General features: G+C 30.6%; 15 protein-coding genes and 1 rRNA gene. 8 read left to right on the top strand and 8 right to left on the bottom strand.

Annotated features, from left to right (window positions below; translation table 11 throughout):
- Window positions 1-3: 3 nt before the first annotated feature.
- The 8 genes from mnmE to rpmH all read right to left on the bottom strand — a co-directional run bounded on the left by mnmE (window position 4) and on the right by rpmH (window position 6,095).
- A complete protein-coding gene (gene mnmE, locus BR69_RS0111240) occupies window positions 4-1,383 on the bottom strand; it encodes a tRNA uridine-5-carboxymethylaminomethyl(34) synthesis GTPase MnmE (protein WP_027633287.1) in 1,380 nt (459 codons plus the stop codon).
- A 493-nt stretch (window positions 1,384-1,876) separates the two neighbouring features.
- Window positions 1,877-3,220 (bottom strand): DUF4179 domain-containing protein, encoded by a 1,344-nt coding sequence (locus tag BR69_RS0111235; protein ID WP_027633286.1) that lies wholly within the window; start codon window positions 3,218-3,220, stop codon window positions 1,877-1,879.
- Window positions 3,210-3,725: a sigma-70 family RNA polymerase sigma factor gene (locus BR69_RS0111230; protein WP_242840689.1), complete on the bottom strand. Its 516-nt coding sequence runs from the start codon at window positions 3,723-3,725 to the stop codon at window positions 3,210-3,212. Before BR69_RS0111230 ends, BR69_RS0111235 begins: the two co-directional genes overlap by 11 nt.
- A 233-nt stretch (window positions 3,726-3,958) precedes the next feature.
- Window positions 3,959-4,594 carry an RNA-binding cell elongation regulator Jag/EloR gene (gene jag / locus BR69_RS0111225; protein ID WP_027633284.1) on the bottom strand — a complete coding sequence of 212 codons (636 nt, stop codon included), beginning with the start codon at window positions 4,592-4,594 and terminating at the stop codon, window positions 3,959-3,961.
- A gap of 46 nt (window positions 4,595-4,640) precedes the next feature.
- The gene (locus BR69_RS0111220; RefSeq protein ID WP_027633283.1) at window positions 4,641-5,309 is read right to left on the bottom strand and encodes a membrane protein insertase YidC; all 669 of its coding nucleotides are present in this window, start codon (window positions 5,307-5,309) and stop codon (window positions 4,641-4,643) included.
- Window positions 5,310-5,338: 29 nt separating this feature from the next.
- The gene (gene yidD / locus BR69_RS0111215; RefSeq protein WP_027633282.1) at window positions 5,339-5,548 is read right to left on the bottom strand and encodes a membrane protein insertion efficiency factor YidD; all 210 of its coding nucleotides are present in this window, start codon (window positions 5,546-5,548) and stop codon (window positions 5,339-5,341) included.
- Complete coding sequence (gene rnpA / locus BR69_RS0111210; protein WP_027633281.1) at window positions 5,529-5,903, bottom strand: ribonuclease P protein component; 375 nt, start codon at window positions 5,901-5,903, stop codon at window positions 5,529-5,531. The genes yidD and rnpA overlap by 20 nt, the downstream gene beginning before the upstream one ends.
- Window positions 5,904-5,960: 57 nt before the next feature.
- Window positions 5,961-6,095, bottom strand: a complete 135-nt coding sequence (gene rpmH / locus BR69_RS0111205) for a 50S ribosomal protein L34 (RefSeq protein WP_027633280.1) — start codon at window positions 6,093-6,095, stop codon at window positions 5,961-5,963.
- 549 nt (window positions 6,096-6,644) lie between these two features.
- Here rpmH and dnaA point away from each other — a divergent pair.
- The 8 genes from dnaA to BR69_RS0111165 form a co-directional block, all read left to right on the top strand.
- The gene (gene dnaA, locus BR69_RS0111200) at window positions 6,645-8,000 is read left to right on the top strand and encodes a chromosomal replication initiator protein DnaA (RefSeq protein ID WP_027633279.1); all 1,356 of its coding nucleotides are present in this window, start codon (window positions 6,645-6,647) and stop codon (window positions 7,998-8,000) included.
- A 272-nt stretch (window positions 8,001-8,272) separates the two neighbouring features.
- Window positions 8,273-9,373 (top strand): DNA polymerase III subunit beta, encoded by a 1,101-nt coding sequence (gene dnaN, locus BR69_RS0111195; protein WP_027633278.1) that lies wholly within the window; start codon window positions 8,273-8,275, stop codon window positions 9,371-9,373.
- 17 nt (window positions 9,374-9,390) lie between these two features.
- Entirely contained in the window at window positions 9,391-9,597 is a 207-nt protein-coding gene (locus BR69_RS0111190; RefSeq protein WP_027633277.1) for an RNA-binding S4 domain-containing protein, read from the top strand.
- Between the two features lie 45 nt (window positions 9,598-9,642).
- Window positions 9,643-10,728 carry a DNA replication/repair protein RecF gene (gene recF / locus BR69_RS0111185; RefSeq protein ID WP_027633276.1) on the top strand — a complete coding sequence of 362 codons (1,086 nt, stop codon included), beginning with the start codon at window positions 9,643-9,645 and terminating at the stop codon, window positions 10,726-10,728.
- Window positions 10,729-10,741: 13 nt separating this feature from the next.
- Entirely contained in the window at window positions 10,742-11,002 is a 261-nt protein-coding gene (gene remB, locus BR69_RS0111180) for an extracellular matrix regulator RemB (RefSeq protein ID WP_027633275.1), read from the top strand.
- Window positions 11,003-11,031: 29 nt separating this feature from the next.
- Window positions 11,032-12,939 carry a DNA topoisomerase (ATP-hydrolyzing) subunit B gene (gyrB, locus tag BR69_RS0111175; RefSeq protein WP_027633274.1) on the top strand — a complete coding sequence of 636 codons (1,908 nt, stop codon included), beginning with the start codon at window positions 11,032-11,034 and terminating at the stop codon, window positions 12,937-12,939.
- A gap of 21 nt (window positions 12,940-12,960) precedes the next feature.
- Window positions 12,961-15,513 (top strand): DNA gyrase subunit A, encoded by a 2,553-nt coding sequence (gyrA, locus tag BR69_RS0111170; RefSeq protein ID WP_034849805.1) that lies wholly within the window; start codon window positions 12,961-12,963, stop codon window positions 15,511-15,513.
- A gap of 446 nt (window positions 15,514-15,959) precedes the next feature.
- Window positions 15,960-16,134, top strand: a 16S ribosomal RNA gene (locus BR69_RS0111165); the annotation flags it as partial.

The raw sequence follows: 16,134 nt of genomic DNA, 5'->3' as shown, positions 1-16,134 counted from the left end.
CACCTACTTTCCTATACAGAATTCTGAGAATATCTTATCTATAATATCCTCTTCTAAAGTTTCTCCTGTAATTTCTCCTAAATTCATCCATGCAGCTCTAACATCGATAGACGCTAAGTCTATTGATATTCCCATATCTAATGTATCAAGAGCTGCTTTACATCTCTCCTCAGCCTTATATAAAGCTTCTTTATGTCTACTATTTGTTATCATAACCTCTGTAGCTGAAATTTCTCCACTAAAGAACATATCCTTTATCTTATCTTTTAACTCACTTATACCTTCTCCTGTTTTAGCTGATACAGTAAGGATATTTTCTTTGTTTATTCCCTGTAAATCTTCTATGTAAAGTTTTTTATCTAAATCAACCTTATTTAAAAGAATTATGTGTTTTTTATCCCTTATATATTCAATTATCTCTCTATCCTCTTCATGAAGCTCTCTGCTTAAATCCAACATAAAAACAATTAAATCTGCTTCATTTATCTTTTCTTTACTTTTTTCTACACCAATTTTTTCAACAATATCTTCCGTCTCTCTTATTCCTGCTGTATCTACTATCTTAACTGGTATTCCATTTATGTTTATATATTCTTCAATTACATCTCTTGTGGTACCAGCAACCTCTGTAACTATAGCTCTCTTTTCCATTAGAAGACTATTCATAAGAGATGATTTTCCTACATTAGGCTTACCTACTATAACCATGTTCAGTCCTTCTCTTAGTATCTTTCCTTCATTTGCTGTAGATAGGAGACCTTGTATATCTTTTATTATGCTTCTTAAGCTTTCTGATACTTGGTTTCCTGTAATCTCTTCAAGATCTTCTTCCGGAAAATCTACAGTTGCCTCTATATGAGCTATAGCTCCTAATAATCTATGTCTAATCTCATTTATCTCCTTTGATATCCTACCCTCACTTTGAAGTAGTGCAGACTTCATAGATAAATCAGTTTTTGCATTTATTAAATCAATTACTGCCTCTGCTTGAGTTAAGTCAATTCTTCCATTAAGAAATGCTCTCTTTGTGAACTCTCCTGGATCTGCATTCCTTGCCCCATTTTTTATAACTTCTTCAAGTATCCTATTAGTTGAAAATACTCCACCATGACAATTTATTTCAACGCAATCCTCTGCTGTAAAACTTCTAGGGCCCTTCATATATGAAACTATTACCTCATCTAAAACCTCACCAGTTTTTTTATCTATAATATGTCCGTATCTCATAGTATATGGTTTTATATCATTTAAAGGTCTATTGTTCTTTCCTTTAAATATTGATGATACAACATCTAAGGCTTTAGTTCCTGATAGCCTTATTATTGAAATTCCGCCTTCTCCAATAGCTGTTGCAATGGCTGCTATTGTATCAAAATCTCTCATACATATCCTCCTTTTTATAATATTCCATTTTATCACATAAACCCTTAAACTCTAACGGTTTCAAACAAAAATCACTAAATAATAGTATACCCTAAAATACTATTAAAAGAAAATTTTTTTCTTTAGTTATTTATATTTTCATCCTTATATTTTAAACTATTTTTTTCTTACTTTACAGACTGAATTTTATGCCATTATTATATAAATACTTGTCTTATATACATAACTATTATATGTATGTATTAAAAGTTCCTTATATAGGGTCTTTATGTCTTCCTGATTGTGGATTAAAGTTCCATAGAACCTTAATTTTCTTATCTCTATACACCATTAATATAAAGGATTAAATTTATTGAGTTAATGCAAATAATAATAGAAATTAAAAATTTATTATCATTTGGATTTTCTCATATATTACTAATTAATATCCATAAAATAAAAAAATAAGCAGGTAACTTAAATTATCTGCTTATTTAAAATACAATTTTTATGTTTAATCTAGTTCTACGTGTTTTATATTATCTAGATCTAGGGTAATATAATCATCTTGATTGTATATATTTATATAATATTCCTTATCAGGATCTATATAATATAGTCTTCTTCCATTATCCAATCTATTTATAGATGGATTATTCCCAGAATTCCACAGAGCTTTTTCTCCATTGCTATCTTCAACATCTATTAAACTAGCATATACTCCATATCCATCTATATTAAAATCTATTGTTAACATATTCTCATCTATATTAGCTCTTCCTATTCTAATATTTACATTTTCTCCCGCCTTAATATCTATTGGTTTATTATTTTGCATAAATTCTCTTACACTTATTTTTTTTATAGGTTTAATATTATCCGTAGTCCCTTCTATAATTTTATATGGAATAAAGGTTAGTTTTGATGGTATTTCCCTAATAGAATTAGTAATTACGCTTCCTCTTTCTTTACCTCCCCTTTCTTTACTTGACTCTCCTCTAAATGGTTTAAGTATGTCTCCTTTATCAGTAAATACCCCTATTATGGGAAGTCCTATATCTTCATTCTCTTCTCTACCTTCAAAGTCTATTTTAGATTTAAAACTTCCTAAAGTTACCTTCTTTATTGTATATAAGTTTTCTCTACATTTAACATCTATATTTAAGTTTACCATCTTGCTTTTTCCATAAATTTTTTCCTTTTCAGTCTTTAAAGCAAATCTCCATGTTCCATCTATTCCATCTAAATTCTTAATTATAAATTCTATCTCAATATTCTCTTTAAAATCTTCTAGATTTATATTGGATATATCAATTTCTGACACTTGATCATAGTAATACTTTCCCTCATCCTCTTTTATAAGTTTACTAAAATCATCAGTTCTAGGATCATCTAACTTTATCCCATTTATATTTAAAACAGAATCCCATATTCCAGCCACAGATGCGAATTCCTTATTACTTATAATTCTATAGTTTAATATAAGAGATCCATTTTCTATGATTATGTCATCAAAATTTATTGTTACGCCTTCACTGTTATCACTTTGGTTTATAGTATTTAAGTAGTTAACATACTCCTTAGAAACATAACCATATTCATAAAATTTTTCAAATATCTTATTAACCACAGGGAGGCTTTTTGCCATGGCAGGATACATAAATGAGCTTCCAATTAAGACTATACTGCTAATTCCAGCAACCATAATCCCTTTCTTAAGCATATTTCTTTTGTTTATTATTTTTTTCTTTTCAGGTAAGTTTTTTAATACCTCCTCAGTAAAATCAATAAAGTCTTCACTAACACTTATATCTCCAAGTTCTTTTTTTATTTTAAAATCTATATCCTTATTTAACATAGCTTTTTTCTTCCCCCTCCCTTAGAACTTCAAATAATTTTTTTCTCCCTCTAAATAATCTTGATTTTACTGTTCCCTCTTTTATATCTAAAACTTCTGAAATTTTATCCACAGGGTAGTCTCCAAAATAATAAAGCACAATTACCATCTTTATCTCTTCACTTAAATTATCCACAGCCCTATATAAATCAATATTTCTAAAGTCTTGTGGATAACTTATTTCTTTTATATCAGATAAGTAGGTTATCTTCTTTTTTTCTTTTAAAATTAAGTTGCATTTGTTAATTAAAATTCTGGTAATCCAGGTTTTAAAATACTCATTATTCCTTAATGTTCCTACCTTTTCATATGCAATTACTATGGTCTCTGATATAACATCCTTAATATCCTCTTCGCAGGATAAAAACCCCTTAGCTACCTTATATAAGTCACCTCTTACCCCTCTAATTAAATCTATAAAAGCTTTTTTATCCCCTCTTTTAGCTTCTTCTACTAACTTGTCCATATACCCCTCCATTTAAAAAACTCTATGTATTAGATTAACTTCTCCCCCTTTAGGTTCCAATAAATTTAGGATTTTTATATAATCCTTGTAATACACTTAAGAGAAAGAATACATTATCTTCCCCTTAATTTTTCTATATATTTTACACTAATAATTTAATATTCTTTAAAAGGTATTTATCTTAAACTTAAAGGTAAATATTAAGTTATTTTTAAAAAGAAAAAGACATCCTATTAGGATGTCTTTTTCTTTTTAACTTCTACTACAACTCTTCTAAACGGCTCATCACCTTCACTATATGTGTACACATCTGGATGATTTTGAAGTGCTGCATGAATTATTCTTCTCTCATATGGATTCATTGCTTCAAGTCTAAAGCATCTTCCATTTTTATTAACCTTATAAGCAGTCTTACTTGCTAATCTTTTTAATGTTTCTTCTCTCTTAGCTCTATAATTCTCTGAGTCTAATACAACTCTCTTATATTGCTCATCATTTCCTTTGTTTATAACTAAACTTACTAGGTATTGAAGAGAATCTAATGTTTCACCTCTATATCCTATAACAACCCCCATATTAGGGCCCTCAAGAGATATTTTTATAGTATCCTTCTCTTCTTTAATTTGTATTTCTGCCTTTACTCCCATAGAATCCAGTACATTGCCTAAGAATTCTCTTGCTGAATCAGCATAATTATTCTTAAGTTTTACAAGAATTTTTGCAGGTTTAGCTCCAATAAGTCCTAAAAGACCTTTAGAACCTTGTTCTAAGACTTCAACTTCTACCTTATCTTCCGTAACATTTAATTCCTTTAAAGCACTCTTTAAAGCTTCATCAACTGTTTTACCTGAAATTTCTAATGTCTTCATTTTCCCTTATTCACCCACCTTTTATCAAGAAATCCATTCTCTAAAATTAAGCATTAGCCTTCTTTTTCTTATCATCTAAAGCCTTCATTATTAAGGTTTGGATTATTTGAATTAAACTGTTTGTAACCCAATATATAACTAATGCTGATTTAAACTTTAGTGACATAAATGCTATAAATCCAGCCATAAATAAATTCATAGTAGACATAGACTTTGCTTGTGGATTATCCTTATTTTTACTAGATATTAAAGCTGAAGATAAATATGTAGTTACAAAGGATAATACTGGTAAAATGTAAAGAGGATCTGGACTAGCTAGGTCTGGTATCCATAAAAAGGCTGCTCCATCTATTCCCTGTAAATTATTAAATACATAATAAAGAGCAAATAATATTGGCATTTGTATTATTAATGGAAGACATCCACTAAAAGGACTTACACCATATTCCTTATAAAGCTTCATTACTTCTTGTTGAGCCTTTGCAGGATCATTTTTATACTTATTCTGTACCTTTTGAACTTCAGGTTGAACCTCTTGCATTTTAACTTGAGATCTTGTTTGCTTTATATTTAAAGGAAGTAATAAAATTCTTACTATTATAGTAAATACTATTATGGCTAAACCATAAGCTGCTCCTTCTGAGGATACAACTGTGCCAATTAAGTTATGAATTTGCTCAAAAAATGAGCTTAAAAAATTTCTTAAAGCCTCCAAATGAAAAAACCTCCTGATTCCTTCTTAAATTATTTAACAGGATCATATCCACCTTCACAGAATGGATTACATCTTAATATTCTTTTAATTGCTAAAAATGTCCCCTTTAATGCTCCATACTTTTCTAAAGCTTCTAAAGCATACTGGGAACAGCTAGGGTAAAACCTGCAACAGGGTTTTTTTAATGGCGAAATATACTTTCTATAAAATCTAATAATATTAATTAGGATTTTTCTCATCATTATTATATATTCCTGCCTTCTTAAATAAATTTAACATAGCAGTTTCTACATCTTTATAATCTTTTTCTTTGATAGCTGATCTGGCCACAAATACGAAATTATAGCCCTTTTTTAAACCTTTTCTATTTAATCTGTAATTTTCACTTATAAGTCTTTTAACTCTGCTTCTAATTACACTTTTTCCAACTTTCTTACTAACAGAAATTCCTACTTTATTATAAGGAATTCCTTTCTCATCTCTATTTCTATTACTTCTAAATACATAAAGTACTAATAATTCATTAGAAAAAGACTTACCTCTTCTATATACAGATCTAAATTCTGCATTTTTTCTTAATCTTTCGCCCTTCATGTAAAACCAAATCTCCTTTTTCCTGCTAATTGCAGAAAAAGGCCACAAATGCGGCCCTTATGCTGTCAATCTCTTTCTACCTTTTAGTCTTCTTCTTTGAATAACATTTCTTCCAGCCTTAGTCTTCATTCTCTTTCTGAAGCCATGCTCTTTTTTTCTTTGTCTCTTTTTTGGTTGATATGTCATGAACATATGTCTACACCCCCTTCTAGCTATTTTTATTTATAGCAAGTTACTTACTATCTAAAATAATCATTTTAGGTTTTACTTTATAATTATATATTTTAGCTTCTATTATGTCAAGAATGCTTCATACTGTTAATAATTTTCTATACAAGTAACTCTTTTTGTGGATAAGTTATTGAATCCCTCTATTTCTTTGTGATATTATTAAAAAGACTTGTGAATAACTTTTTGAGTACCCATAGTTATCCACAACTGTTGATAACTATGTGCATAACTTTATATAACTTGTAGAAAATTTAGTACTATATATATTATTTTTATCTATTTTACTAAATTTATTACATGTTGACTATGTTTATTTTTTATTTTACACAATTGTTGATAACTTAATTATTTTTATTTTATATACAAATTTATCAACATGTGAATATTTTTATGCCCATTTGTCAATATGATTAGATATTGTGTATAACTATGTTTAAATCTTGTTAGTTTATATTTTTTTGATATAAAAAATTTTTTTTAAATATTGAATTTTTGACTGGAGGATAAGAAATGGATACCCAACTTAAAGAAATATGGGAAAAAACCTTAAACATCTTAAAGGGGGAGCTTACTGAAGTGAGCTTTAATACTTGGATAAAGAGCGCTACTCCTTTATCTTTTACCAATGATACTATACGCTTAGGGGTTCCAAATAATTTTACTAAAGATATATTAGAAGGAAGATATAAGGATCTTCTTCAAAATGCTATAAAACTTATATGCTCTAAAAAGTACAATCTAGAATTTGTAATACTTTCAGAAGAACCAGATGAGGAGGAGATAAAGAAAGAGCAGAAAAAAGAACCTTCTGCATCAAATGTGAGTCCAAGTGATGAGATGACTGCTACTTTAAATCCTAAATACACCTTTAATTCTTTTGTTATAGGTAACAGTAATAGGTTTGCTCATGCAGCATCTCTAGCAGTAGCAGAATCTCCAGCAAAAGCTTATAACCCTCTATTTATATATGGTGGTGTTGGACTTGGTAAAACACACTTAATGCATGCAATTGGACATTACATACTTAATAATAACTCTAAAGCAAAAGTTGTTTATGTATCCTCTGAGAAATTTACAAATGAACTTATAAATTCAATAAAAGATGATAAAAACGTTGAGTTTAGAAACAAATATAGAAATATAGATGTACTTTTAATAGATGATATACAGTTCATAGCAGGTAAAGAAAGAACTCAGGAGGAATTCTTCCATACATTTAATGCTCTACACGAAGCTAATAAGCAAATAATTTTATCCAGTGATAGACCGCCTAAGGAAATACCAACCTTAGAGGATAGACTTAGATCTAGGTTTGAGTGGGGACTTATTGCTGATATACAAGCTCCTGATTTTGAAACTAGGATAGCAATATTAAAGAAAAAGGCTGATGTTGAAAATCTAAATGTTCCAAATGAGGTTATGCACTATATAGCAACTAAAATCAAGTCTAATATAAGAGAACTTGAAGGTGCACTAATTAGAATAGTTGCTTACTCCTCTCTTACAAATAGAGATATTACAGTTGACCTAGCCTCTGAAGCATTAAAAGATATTATATCTAATAAACAAACAAAACATATAACAATAGATATAATTCAAGATGTAGTTTCTAGTTATTACAACCTTCGAATTGAAGAGTTAAAATCTCAAAGAAGAACTAGAAATGTTGCCTATCCAAGACAGATTGCTATGTACTTATCTAGAAAGCTTACAGATATGTCCTTACCTAAAATTGGAGAAGAGTTTGGTGGTCGTGACCATACAACTGTTATACATGCATACGAGAAAATTTCAGCAGGATTAAAAGTAGATGAAACTCTACAGACTGCAATAAATGATATAACAAAAAAATTAACAGATAAATAATTCACAGTTGTATATAATAGAATATGTATTTACTGTGGATAACTAAAAACAATATAGGTGGACGTTAACAATGTGGATAAGGTACCTGACTTATTTCAATCTTATCCACACTTATTTTTGTCTTTAGATTATTGATTTTTAAGGGCTAGAGGCACTTATCAACAAATTAACAGCCCCTACTACTATTATTACTATAAATATATTTATCTATATTATAATATCTAAGTAAAAATATATCTTTTTATTGTGAATAACTTTAGGAGGTTTTTATAATGAAACTAATATGTGAAAAAAGCAAATTACAAGAAGCAATATCAATAGTTCAAAAAGCTGTAACTGGTAAATCACCAATGAATATACTAGAAGGTATTTACCTAGAAGCAAGACAAAATGAACTTAAACTTATAGGGTCAGATATAGATTTAAGTATTGAAACAAAAATAGATGTTCAAATAATAGAAGAAGGAAGATTAGTTGTAGATTCAAAGATATTCGGAGAAATAATAAGAAAACTTCCTAATTCAGAAGTAACATTAGAATCAAAGGAAAACAACATTCTTAGTATTCATTGCCAAAAGTCAGACTTCGAACTTGTTCATATGAATGCAGATGAATTTCCTAGCTTACCAAAAATAAATGAGAACCAATTTTTCTCTGTACCACAGGGAACATTAAAAAATATGATAAAAGGAACATCCTTTGCAGTTGCTCAAGATGAAACAAGACCTATACTTACAGGAATACTATTTGAAGTTAAGGAAAAGACGCTAAACTTAGTAGCATTAGACGGTATTAGACTTGCATTAAGAAGTGAGCTTTTAGATACTGAAAATACTATAAGCGCTGTAATTCCTGGTAAAACTTTAAATGAGGTTGCTAAGATACTAGAGGAAAGTGAAGAAATAGTAAATATAACATTTACCACTAACCATATACTATTTAATCTTGGGGTTACAAAAATTATATCTAGGCTTTTAGAAGGTGAATTTATAAATTACACCTCAATAATTCCTCAAGAACATAAACTTAAAATAACTGTGCACAAACAAGAACTTCAAAACTGTATTGAAAGAGCTTCCCTTATGGCCAAAGATGGAAATAGCAATTTAATAAAATTAGACATACAACCCGAGACCTTAATCATAACCTCTAATTCTCAATTGGGAAAGGTTAGGGAAGAAGCTTCCATAGAATTGCAAGGGGAACCTCTTCAAATTGCATTTAACTCTAAGTACTTAATAGATATTTTAAAGATAATGGAAGAGGAAGAAGTAACATTAGAATTTACAAGTGCTGTAAGTCCATGCATTATAAAGCATAAAAATGCACAAAACTGTGAGTACCTTGTCCTTCCAGTTAGATTAGTTAAATAATTTTTTAGGAGGAAAAAATGATAGAAGTTAGTGTAGAAACGGATATAATAAAACTAGATGCCTTTTTAAAATGGTCTGGTGCTGTTAGCATGGGATCAGAAGCTAAAATTGTTATCCAAGAAGGAGAAGTATACCTTAATGGTGAAGTATGTACCCAAAGGGGTAAAAAGCTTAAAAAAGGCGATGTTATCGAATTTAATGGAGAAAGTTATAAAGTTATATAATTTATTTGAAACCAAATATGATATAATTTTAAATAGGTGTTTCATATGTATGTGAAATATTTGCAGTTAAAAGATTATAGAAATTATGAGTTACTTAGTATAGACCTTGTAAAAGGTGTCAATGTTTTTAAGGGAAACAATGCCCAAGGAAAAACTAATATATTAGAATCCATATACTATTGTGGATTTGGAAAATCCCATAGAACAAGTAAAGATAAAGAACTTATTAAATGGGATAAAGAAAATTCAATAATTAATCTCCAGGTATCCAAAGAGAGACTGGATAAAAAGATAAATATAAATATTCTAAAGAATGGGAAGAAGGCAATAACTATAAACTCAATAAAAATAAGTAAAATTTCAGAGCTTATTGGGGTATTTAACGTAGTTATGTTTTCACCAGAAGACCTGAGGGTTGTGAAAGAATCACCAGGTGTTAGAAGAAAATTTATCGATATGGAGATAGCTCAGTTAAATCCTAAGTATTATCATTCCTTAGTTCAATATAATAAAGTCTTAAACGAAAGAAATATTATATTAAAAAAAAGAACTTCTGATTCATCAATGATTGACATTTATGATGAACAGCTGAGTTCTTTTGGTGAGTATATAATAAAAAAAAGGTTAGAATACTTAAATAAATTAAATGATCATGGAAAAGATATACATAGGGATATAACATCCAATAAAGAAGAAATAGAATTTAGATATATTACCTCTATTGACCTTTCAAAGGATATAAAGGAAAATTTAAAGCGTAATTTAAGTGCTAATAGGAAAAAAGATATGGATAAAGGTAATACCTCTGTTGGACCTCACAGAGATGACTTAGGAATATATTTAAACAATATAGATGCTAAAAGCTTTGGATCACAAGGTCAACAGAGAACTGCTGTCTTAACAATGAAATTTGCTTCCCTTAAAATAATAAAAGAATTAACTGGAGAGCATCCTGTATTATTATTAGATGATGTATTATCAGAACTTGATGTAAACAGAAAAAGGTATATATTGAGTTCAATTGATGACATTCAAACTATAATAACATGTACAGGAATAGAAGACATCAATGAAAATTTACATGGAAATTATAAAGTGTTTAATGTGGAAGAGGGTCATATAAAAGAGTAGAGGAGGAGAAAATGTGTTTTTGCATTTAGGAGAAAATGTAGTGGTTCCAGTAAAAGATGTTATAGGAATATTTGATATAGAAACAAGTATGTATAGCTCAGATACTACACAATTTTTAAGATTAGCTGAAGAAGACGGGTTTGTTCAAAGAATAACTAAGGAAAAGCCAAAATCTTTTGTTATTGCAGAGGTTAATAAGAAATCAAAGATATATCTTTCACCTATATCATCTGCTACGTTAACTAAGAGAACAGATATAAACTATGACCTTTAACAATTGGTTAAGCTAGGAGGTTTTTTATAGTGGAACAAAATAATCAATCCTATGATGAAAGTCAAATTCAGGTTTTAGAAGGATTAGAAGCGGTTAGAAAAAGACCTGGAATGTACATTGGTACTACAAGCTCAAGAGGACTTCATCATTTAGTGTATGAAATAGTTGATAATAGTATAGACGAAGCTCTAGCGGGATTTTGTAAGAAAATAAATATTACTATTCACAAGGATAATTCCATAAGTGTTAGAGATGACGGTAGAGGTATGCCAGTTGGTATACACCCTAAGATGGGAAAACCTACTGTGGAAGTAATAATGACAATTCTTCATGCTGGAGGTAAATTTGGAGGAGGAGGATACAAAGTATCTGGAGGGCTCCATGGAGTTGGTGCATCTGTTGTTAATGCTTTATCATCAGAATGTGAAGTTGAAGTAACAAGAGATGGAGAGGTTTGGAAGCAGAGATATGAAAAGGGGATTGTAAAAAGTGACCTTGAAAAAGTAGGGTCAAGTGATGGTCAGGGAACTAAAACTTATTTTAAACCTGACCCTGAGATATTTGAGGAAACTGAATATGATTTCGAGATTTTATCACAAAGATTAAGAGAGCTTGCATTTTTAAATAAGGGAATAAATATAACCTTAGCTGATGAGAGAGATGACAAGGTAGAGGAATATCATTATGAAGGTGGAATAAAATCCTTTGTATCATACCTAAACAGAAATAAAGAGGTTCTTCATAAGGAGCCAATATATGTAGAGGGAATAAAGAACGATCATACTGTGGAGGTATCTCTTCAGTATAATGACAGTTATGCAGAAAATATTTTCTCATTTGCCAACAATATAGCAACCATAGAAGGAGGTACTCATTTAGTTGGATTTAAGACGGCTTTAACAAGAGTATTCAATGACTATGGTAAAAAGTTCGGATACTTAAAAGAAAATGATAAAAATCTATCAGGTGATGATATAAGAGAAGGATTAACTGCTGTTATATCTGTTAAGTTAACTGATCCTCAGTTTGAGGGACAGACAAAGACAAAGCTCGGAACTAGTGAGATAAGAAGTGTAGTTGAAACTATAGTTGCTGATGGAATAAGTGCATTCCTAGAAGAGAATCCTAACGTTGGTAAAATAATAATTGATAAGGCGCTTGTAGCTGCTAGGGCAAGAGAGGCAGCAAGAAAAGCTAGAGAACTTACAAGAAAATCAGTATTAGAGAGAACATCTCTTCCTGGAAAACTTGCAGACTGTTCATCTAAGGATCCTTCAGAGTGTGAAATATACATAGTCGAAGGAGATTCAGCGGGTGGATCTGCAAAACAGGGAAGAAATAGAAGATTCCAAGCGATTTTACCTTTAAGAGGTAAAATAATGAATGTAGAAAAGCAGAGACTAGATAAAATTTTAAACTCAGATACTATAAGATCAATGATTACAGCCTTTGGAGCTGGTATAGGTGATGAATTTGATATAGAAAAGATAAGGTATAATAGAATAATAATAATGACAGATGCCGATGTGGATGGTGCTCATATTAGAACTCTTTTATTAACCTTCTTCTATCGTTATATGAGAGAGCTTATAGAGCAAGGACACGTTTATATAGCTCAACCACCTTTATATAAAGTTGATAAGAGCAGAAAAGAATTCTATGCTTATTCTGATAAAGAGTTAGAGAATATTTTAAATGAGCTTGGTGGAAAAGATAGTAGTGTAGGGATTCAAAGATATAAGGGTCTTGGAGAGATGAATGCAGAGCAGCTTTGGGAAACAACAATGGATCCTGAAAGAAGAATACTTTTAAGGGCGAATATTGATGATGCTATGGCTGCAGATGAAATATTCACTATATTAATGGGAGATAAGGTTGAGCCAAGAAGAGAATTCATACAAAAGAATGCAAAGAAGGTAGTAAACCTAGATATATAGTGATTTAATGAGGTGAAGAACATGTACAATGAAGGAAATGTTGTACCCGTAGACATAAAAAATGAAATGAAAAAGTGTTATATAGATTATGCTATGAGCGTTATAGTAGGTCGTGCTCTTCCAGATGTTAGAGACGGTCTAAAACCAGTTCATAGAAGAATCCTATTCTCTATGCAGGAATTAGGACTAAGTCCTGAAAAGGGATATAGAAAGTGTGCTAGAATAGTTGGGGACGTTTTGGGTAAGTATCATCCTCATGGTGACTCATCAGTTTATGATGCACTAGTAAGAATGGCACAAGACTTCTCTATAAGATATCCATTGGTTGATGGACACGGAAACTTTGGTTCTGTAGATGGGGATTCAGCCGCAGCTATGAGATATACAGAAGCAAAGATGAGTAAGATTGCTATTGAGCTTCTAAGGGATATAAACAAAGATACTGTTGATTTCATTCCTAACTTTGATGGAGAGGAAAAAGAGCCATCAGTAATACCATCTAGGTTTCCTAATCTTTTAGTAAGTGGATCATCAGGAATAGCTGTAGGAATGGCTACAAATATTCCTCCACATAACTTAGGTGAGGTTATAGATGGAACTATAATGCTTATTGATAATTCAGAAATTACTGTTACTGAACTTATGACTAAGATAAAGGGACCAGATTTTCCTACAGCTGGAACAATCATGGGAACATCAGGAATAAGAGCGGCTTATGAAACTGGAAGAGGTAAAATCCTTGTAAGAGCTAAAGCAGAGATAGAAGAAGAAAATGGTAGGCATACAATAATAGTTACAGAGTTACCATATCAAGTAAATAAGGCTAAACTTATAGAAAATATTGCGGATCTTGTTAAGGATAAGAAAATAACCGGAATATCGGATCTTAGAGATGAATCTGATAGAGATGGTATGAGAATTGTTATAGAACTTAAGAGAGATGCAAATCCAAGTGTTGTATTAAACTTATTATATAAACATACTAAGATGCAAGATACCTTTGGAGTTATAATGCTTGCTTTAGTTGATAATGAACCCCAAGTTTTAAACTTAAAAGAGGTTTTAAGTCATTATGTAGATTTCCAAAAAGAAGTTATAAGAAGAAGAACAGCTTTTGAATTAAATAAAGCTGAAGAGAGAGCGCATATCTTAGAAGGACTAAAAATAGCTTTAGATCACATAGATGAAGTTATAAGTATAATAAGAGGCTCTAAGACAAGTGAAATTGCAAGAGAAACACTTATTTCTAGGTTCGGATTAAGTGAAAAACAAGCACAAGCAATTCTAGATATGAGACTTAGAAGGCTTACAGGTCTTGAAAGAGATAAGATTGAGGCTGAATATAATGAGTTAATGGCTTTAATTCATAGATTAAGAGAAATACTAGAAAAAGAACAGTTAGTATTAAATATAATAAAAGATGAGTTATTGCAAATAAAGACATCTTATTCAGATGAAAGAAGAACTGCTATAGAGAAGGTTGCAAATGATATTGATATAGAGGACTTAATTCAAGAAGAAGATGTAGTTATAACATTAACAGATACAGGTTATATAAAGAGAATATCCGCTGATACATACTCTGCTCAAAAGAGAGGTGGAAAGGGTATTCAAGCTATGACCACTAAGGAAGATGATTCTGTAGGAAGGGTCATAATAACATCTACGCATAGAGATTTATTATTCTTCTCAAATAGGGGGAGGGTTTATAGGTTAAAGGCATATGAAATACCAGATGCAGGTAGAACTGCTAAGGGAACCAATGTAATAAACTTAATACCGTTAACTCAGGATGAAAGAATTAAAGATGTATTATCTATAGATATTAAAAATATGGATGAAGATGGTTACTTAATAATGACTACACAGCAAGGTATTATTAAGAAAACTAGGCTAAAAGAATATGCAGCAATAAGAAAGAATGGATTAAATGCTATAGGTCTAAGAGAAGGCGATGAGCTATTAAAAGTAAAAGTAACCCATGGGGATGCTGAAATCATAATGGTAACTAAATATGGATATTCCATAAAGTTCAATGAAAAAGATGTAAGACCTATGGGAAGAAATGCATCAGGAGTTAAAGCAATAACTTTAAGAGAAGATGATATAGCAGTGGCTATGGATATAATTGTACCTGGTGAAGAACTCCTTGTAGTAAGTGAGGAAGGATATGGTAAGAGAACGAAAGTTGAGGAATATCCTATTCAAAACAGAGGCGGAAAAGGAGTAAAGACATATAAAATTACTGAAAAAACAGGATTTGTTGTATCAGCTAGAGTATGTAAAGGCGAGGATGAATTAATGCTTATAAACTCTAGTGGTGTTGCTATAAGAATAAATGTCCAGGATATATCAATAACAAGTAGAAGTGCTATGGGTGTAAGACTTATGAGAACTAATGAGGAGCAAAAGATAGTTGCTATAGCTAAGATAACCATTAGTGAAGAAGGTCTTGAAGAAGAGGCTGTAGACCAAGAGGATTCTAAAGAAGTTGATATAGTCGATGTAATAGAAGTAAACCAAGAAGATACTGATGATTCTATAATTAGTAATGAAGATGATAATGAAGAATAATATTTAAATTTAAAAGCATGAGTTATACTTTTTTCTGTATAACTCATGCTTTTCTATATAAATTACATAGTTAATTAATAGATAGATTTAAGATCTTCAAATATACTTATCCAAGTGTGTCAATATAGGAAACAGGTAGATATAAATAGTATTTTAAAGATATATTAATATAAAGCTCATATATATAGTGAAAATTCACAACTTAAGAATTAGATTATGATAAGATGTAATACGTTGCTAATATGCATGGCAAACTTAGTAACAAAAACAACACATATTTAAGTTTAAAAAACTTTTTTAAAAAAGTGTTGACATGATTCTGAAAAGATGATAATATTAAGAGGTCGCTTGAGGGCGACATGGTCTTTGAAAATTAAACAGATTAAGATAAAGAACCAGCAATTCTTTTACAGTAAATAATTAGCGAAAAGCTAAGATTAAACTTTTAAATTGAGAGTTTGATCCTGGCTCAGGATGAATGCTGGCGGCGTGCTTAACACATGCAAGTCGAGCGAGAGAGTCTCTTCGGAGACAATCTAGCGGCGGACGGGTGAGTAACACGTGGGCAACCTGCCTTGTAGTGGGGGATAGCCCTCCGAAAGGAGGATTAATACCGCATAA

Source organism: Clostridium hydrogeniformans DSM 21757 (assembly GCF_000686705.1).
Lineage (GTDB): Bacteria > Bacillota > Clostridia > Clostridiales > Clostridiaceae > Clostridium_Z > Clostridium_Z hydrogeniformans.
This window is presented reverse-complemented; position numbering and strand designations above follow the sequence as displayed.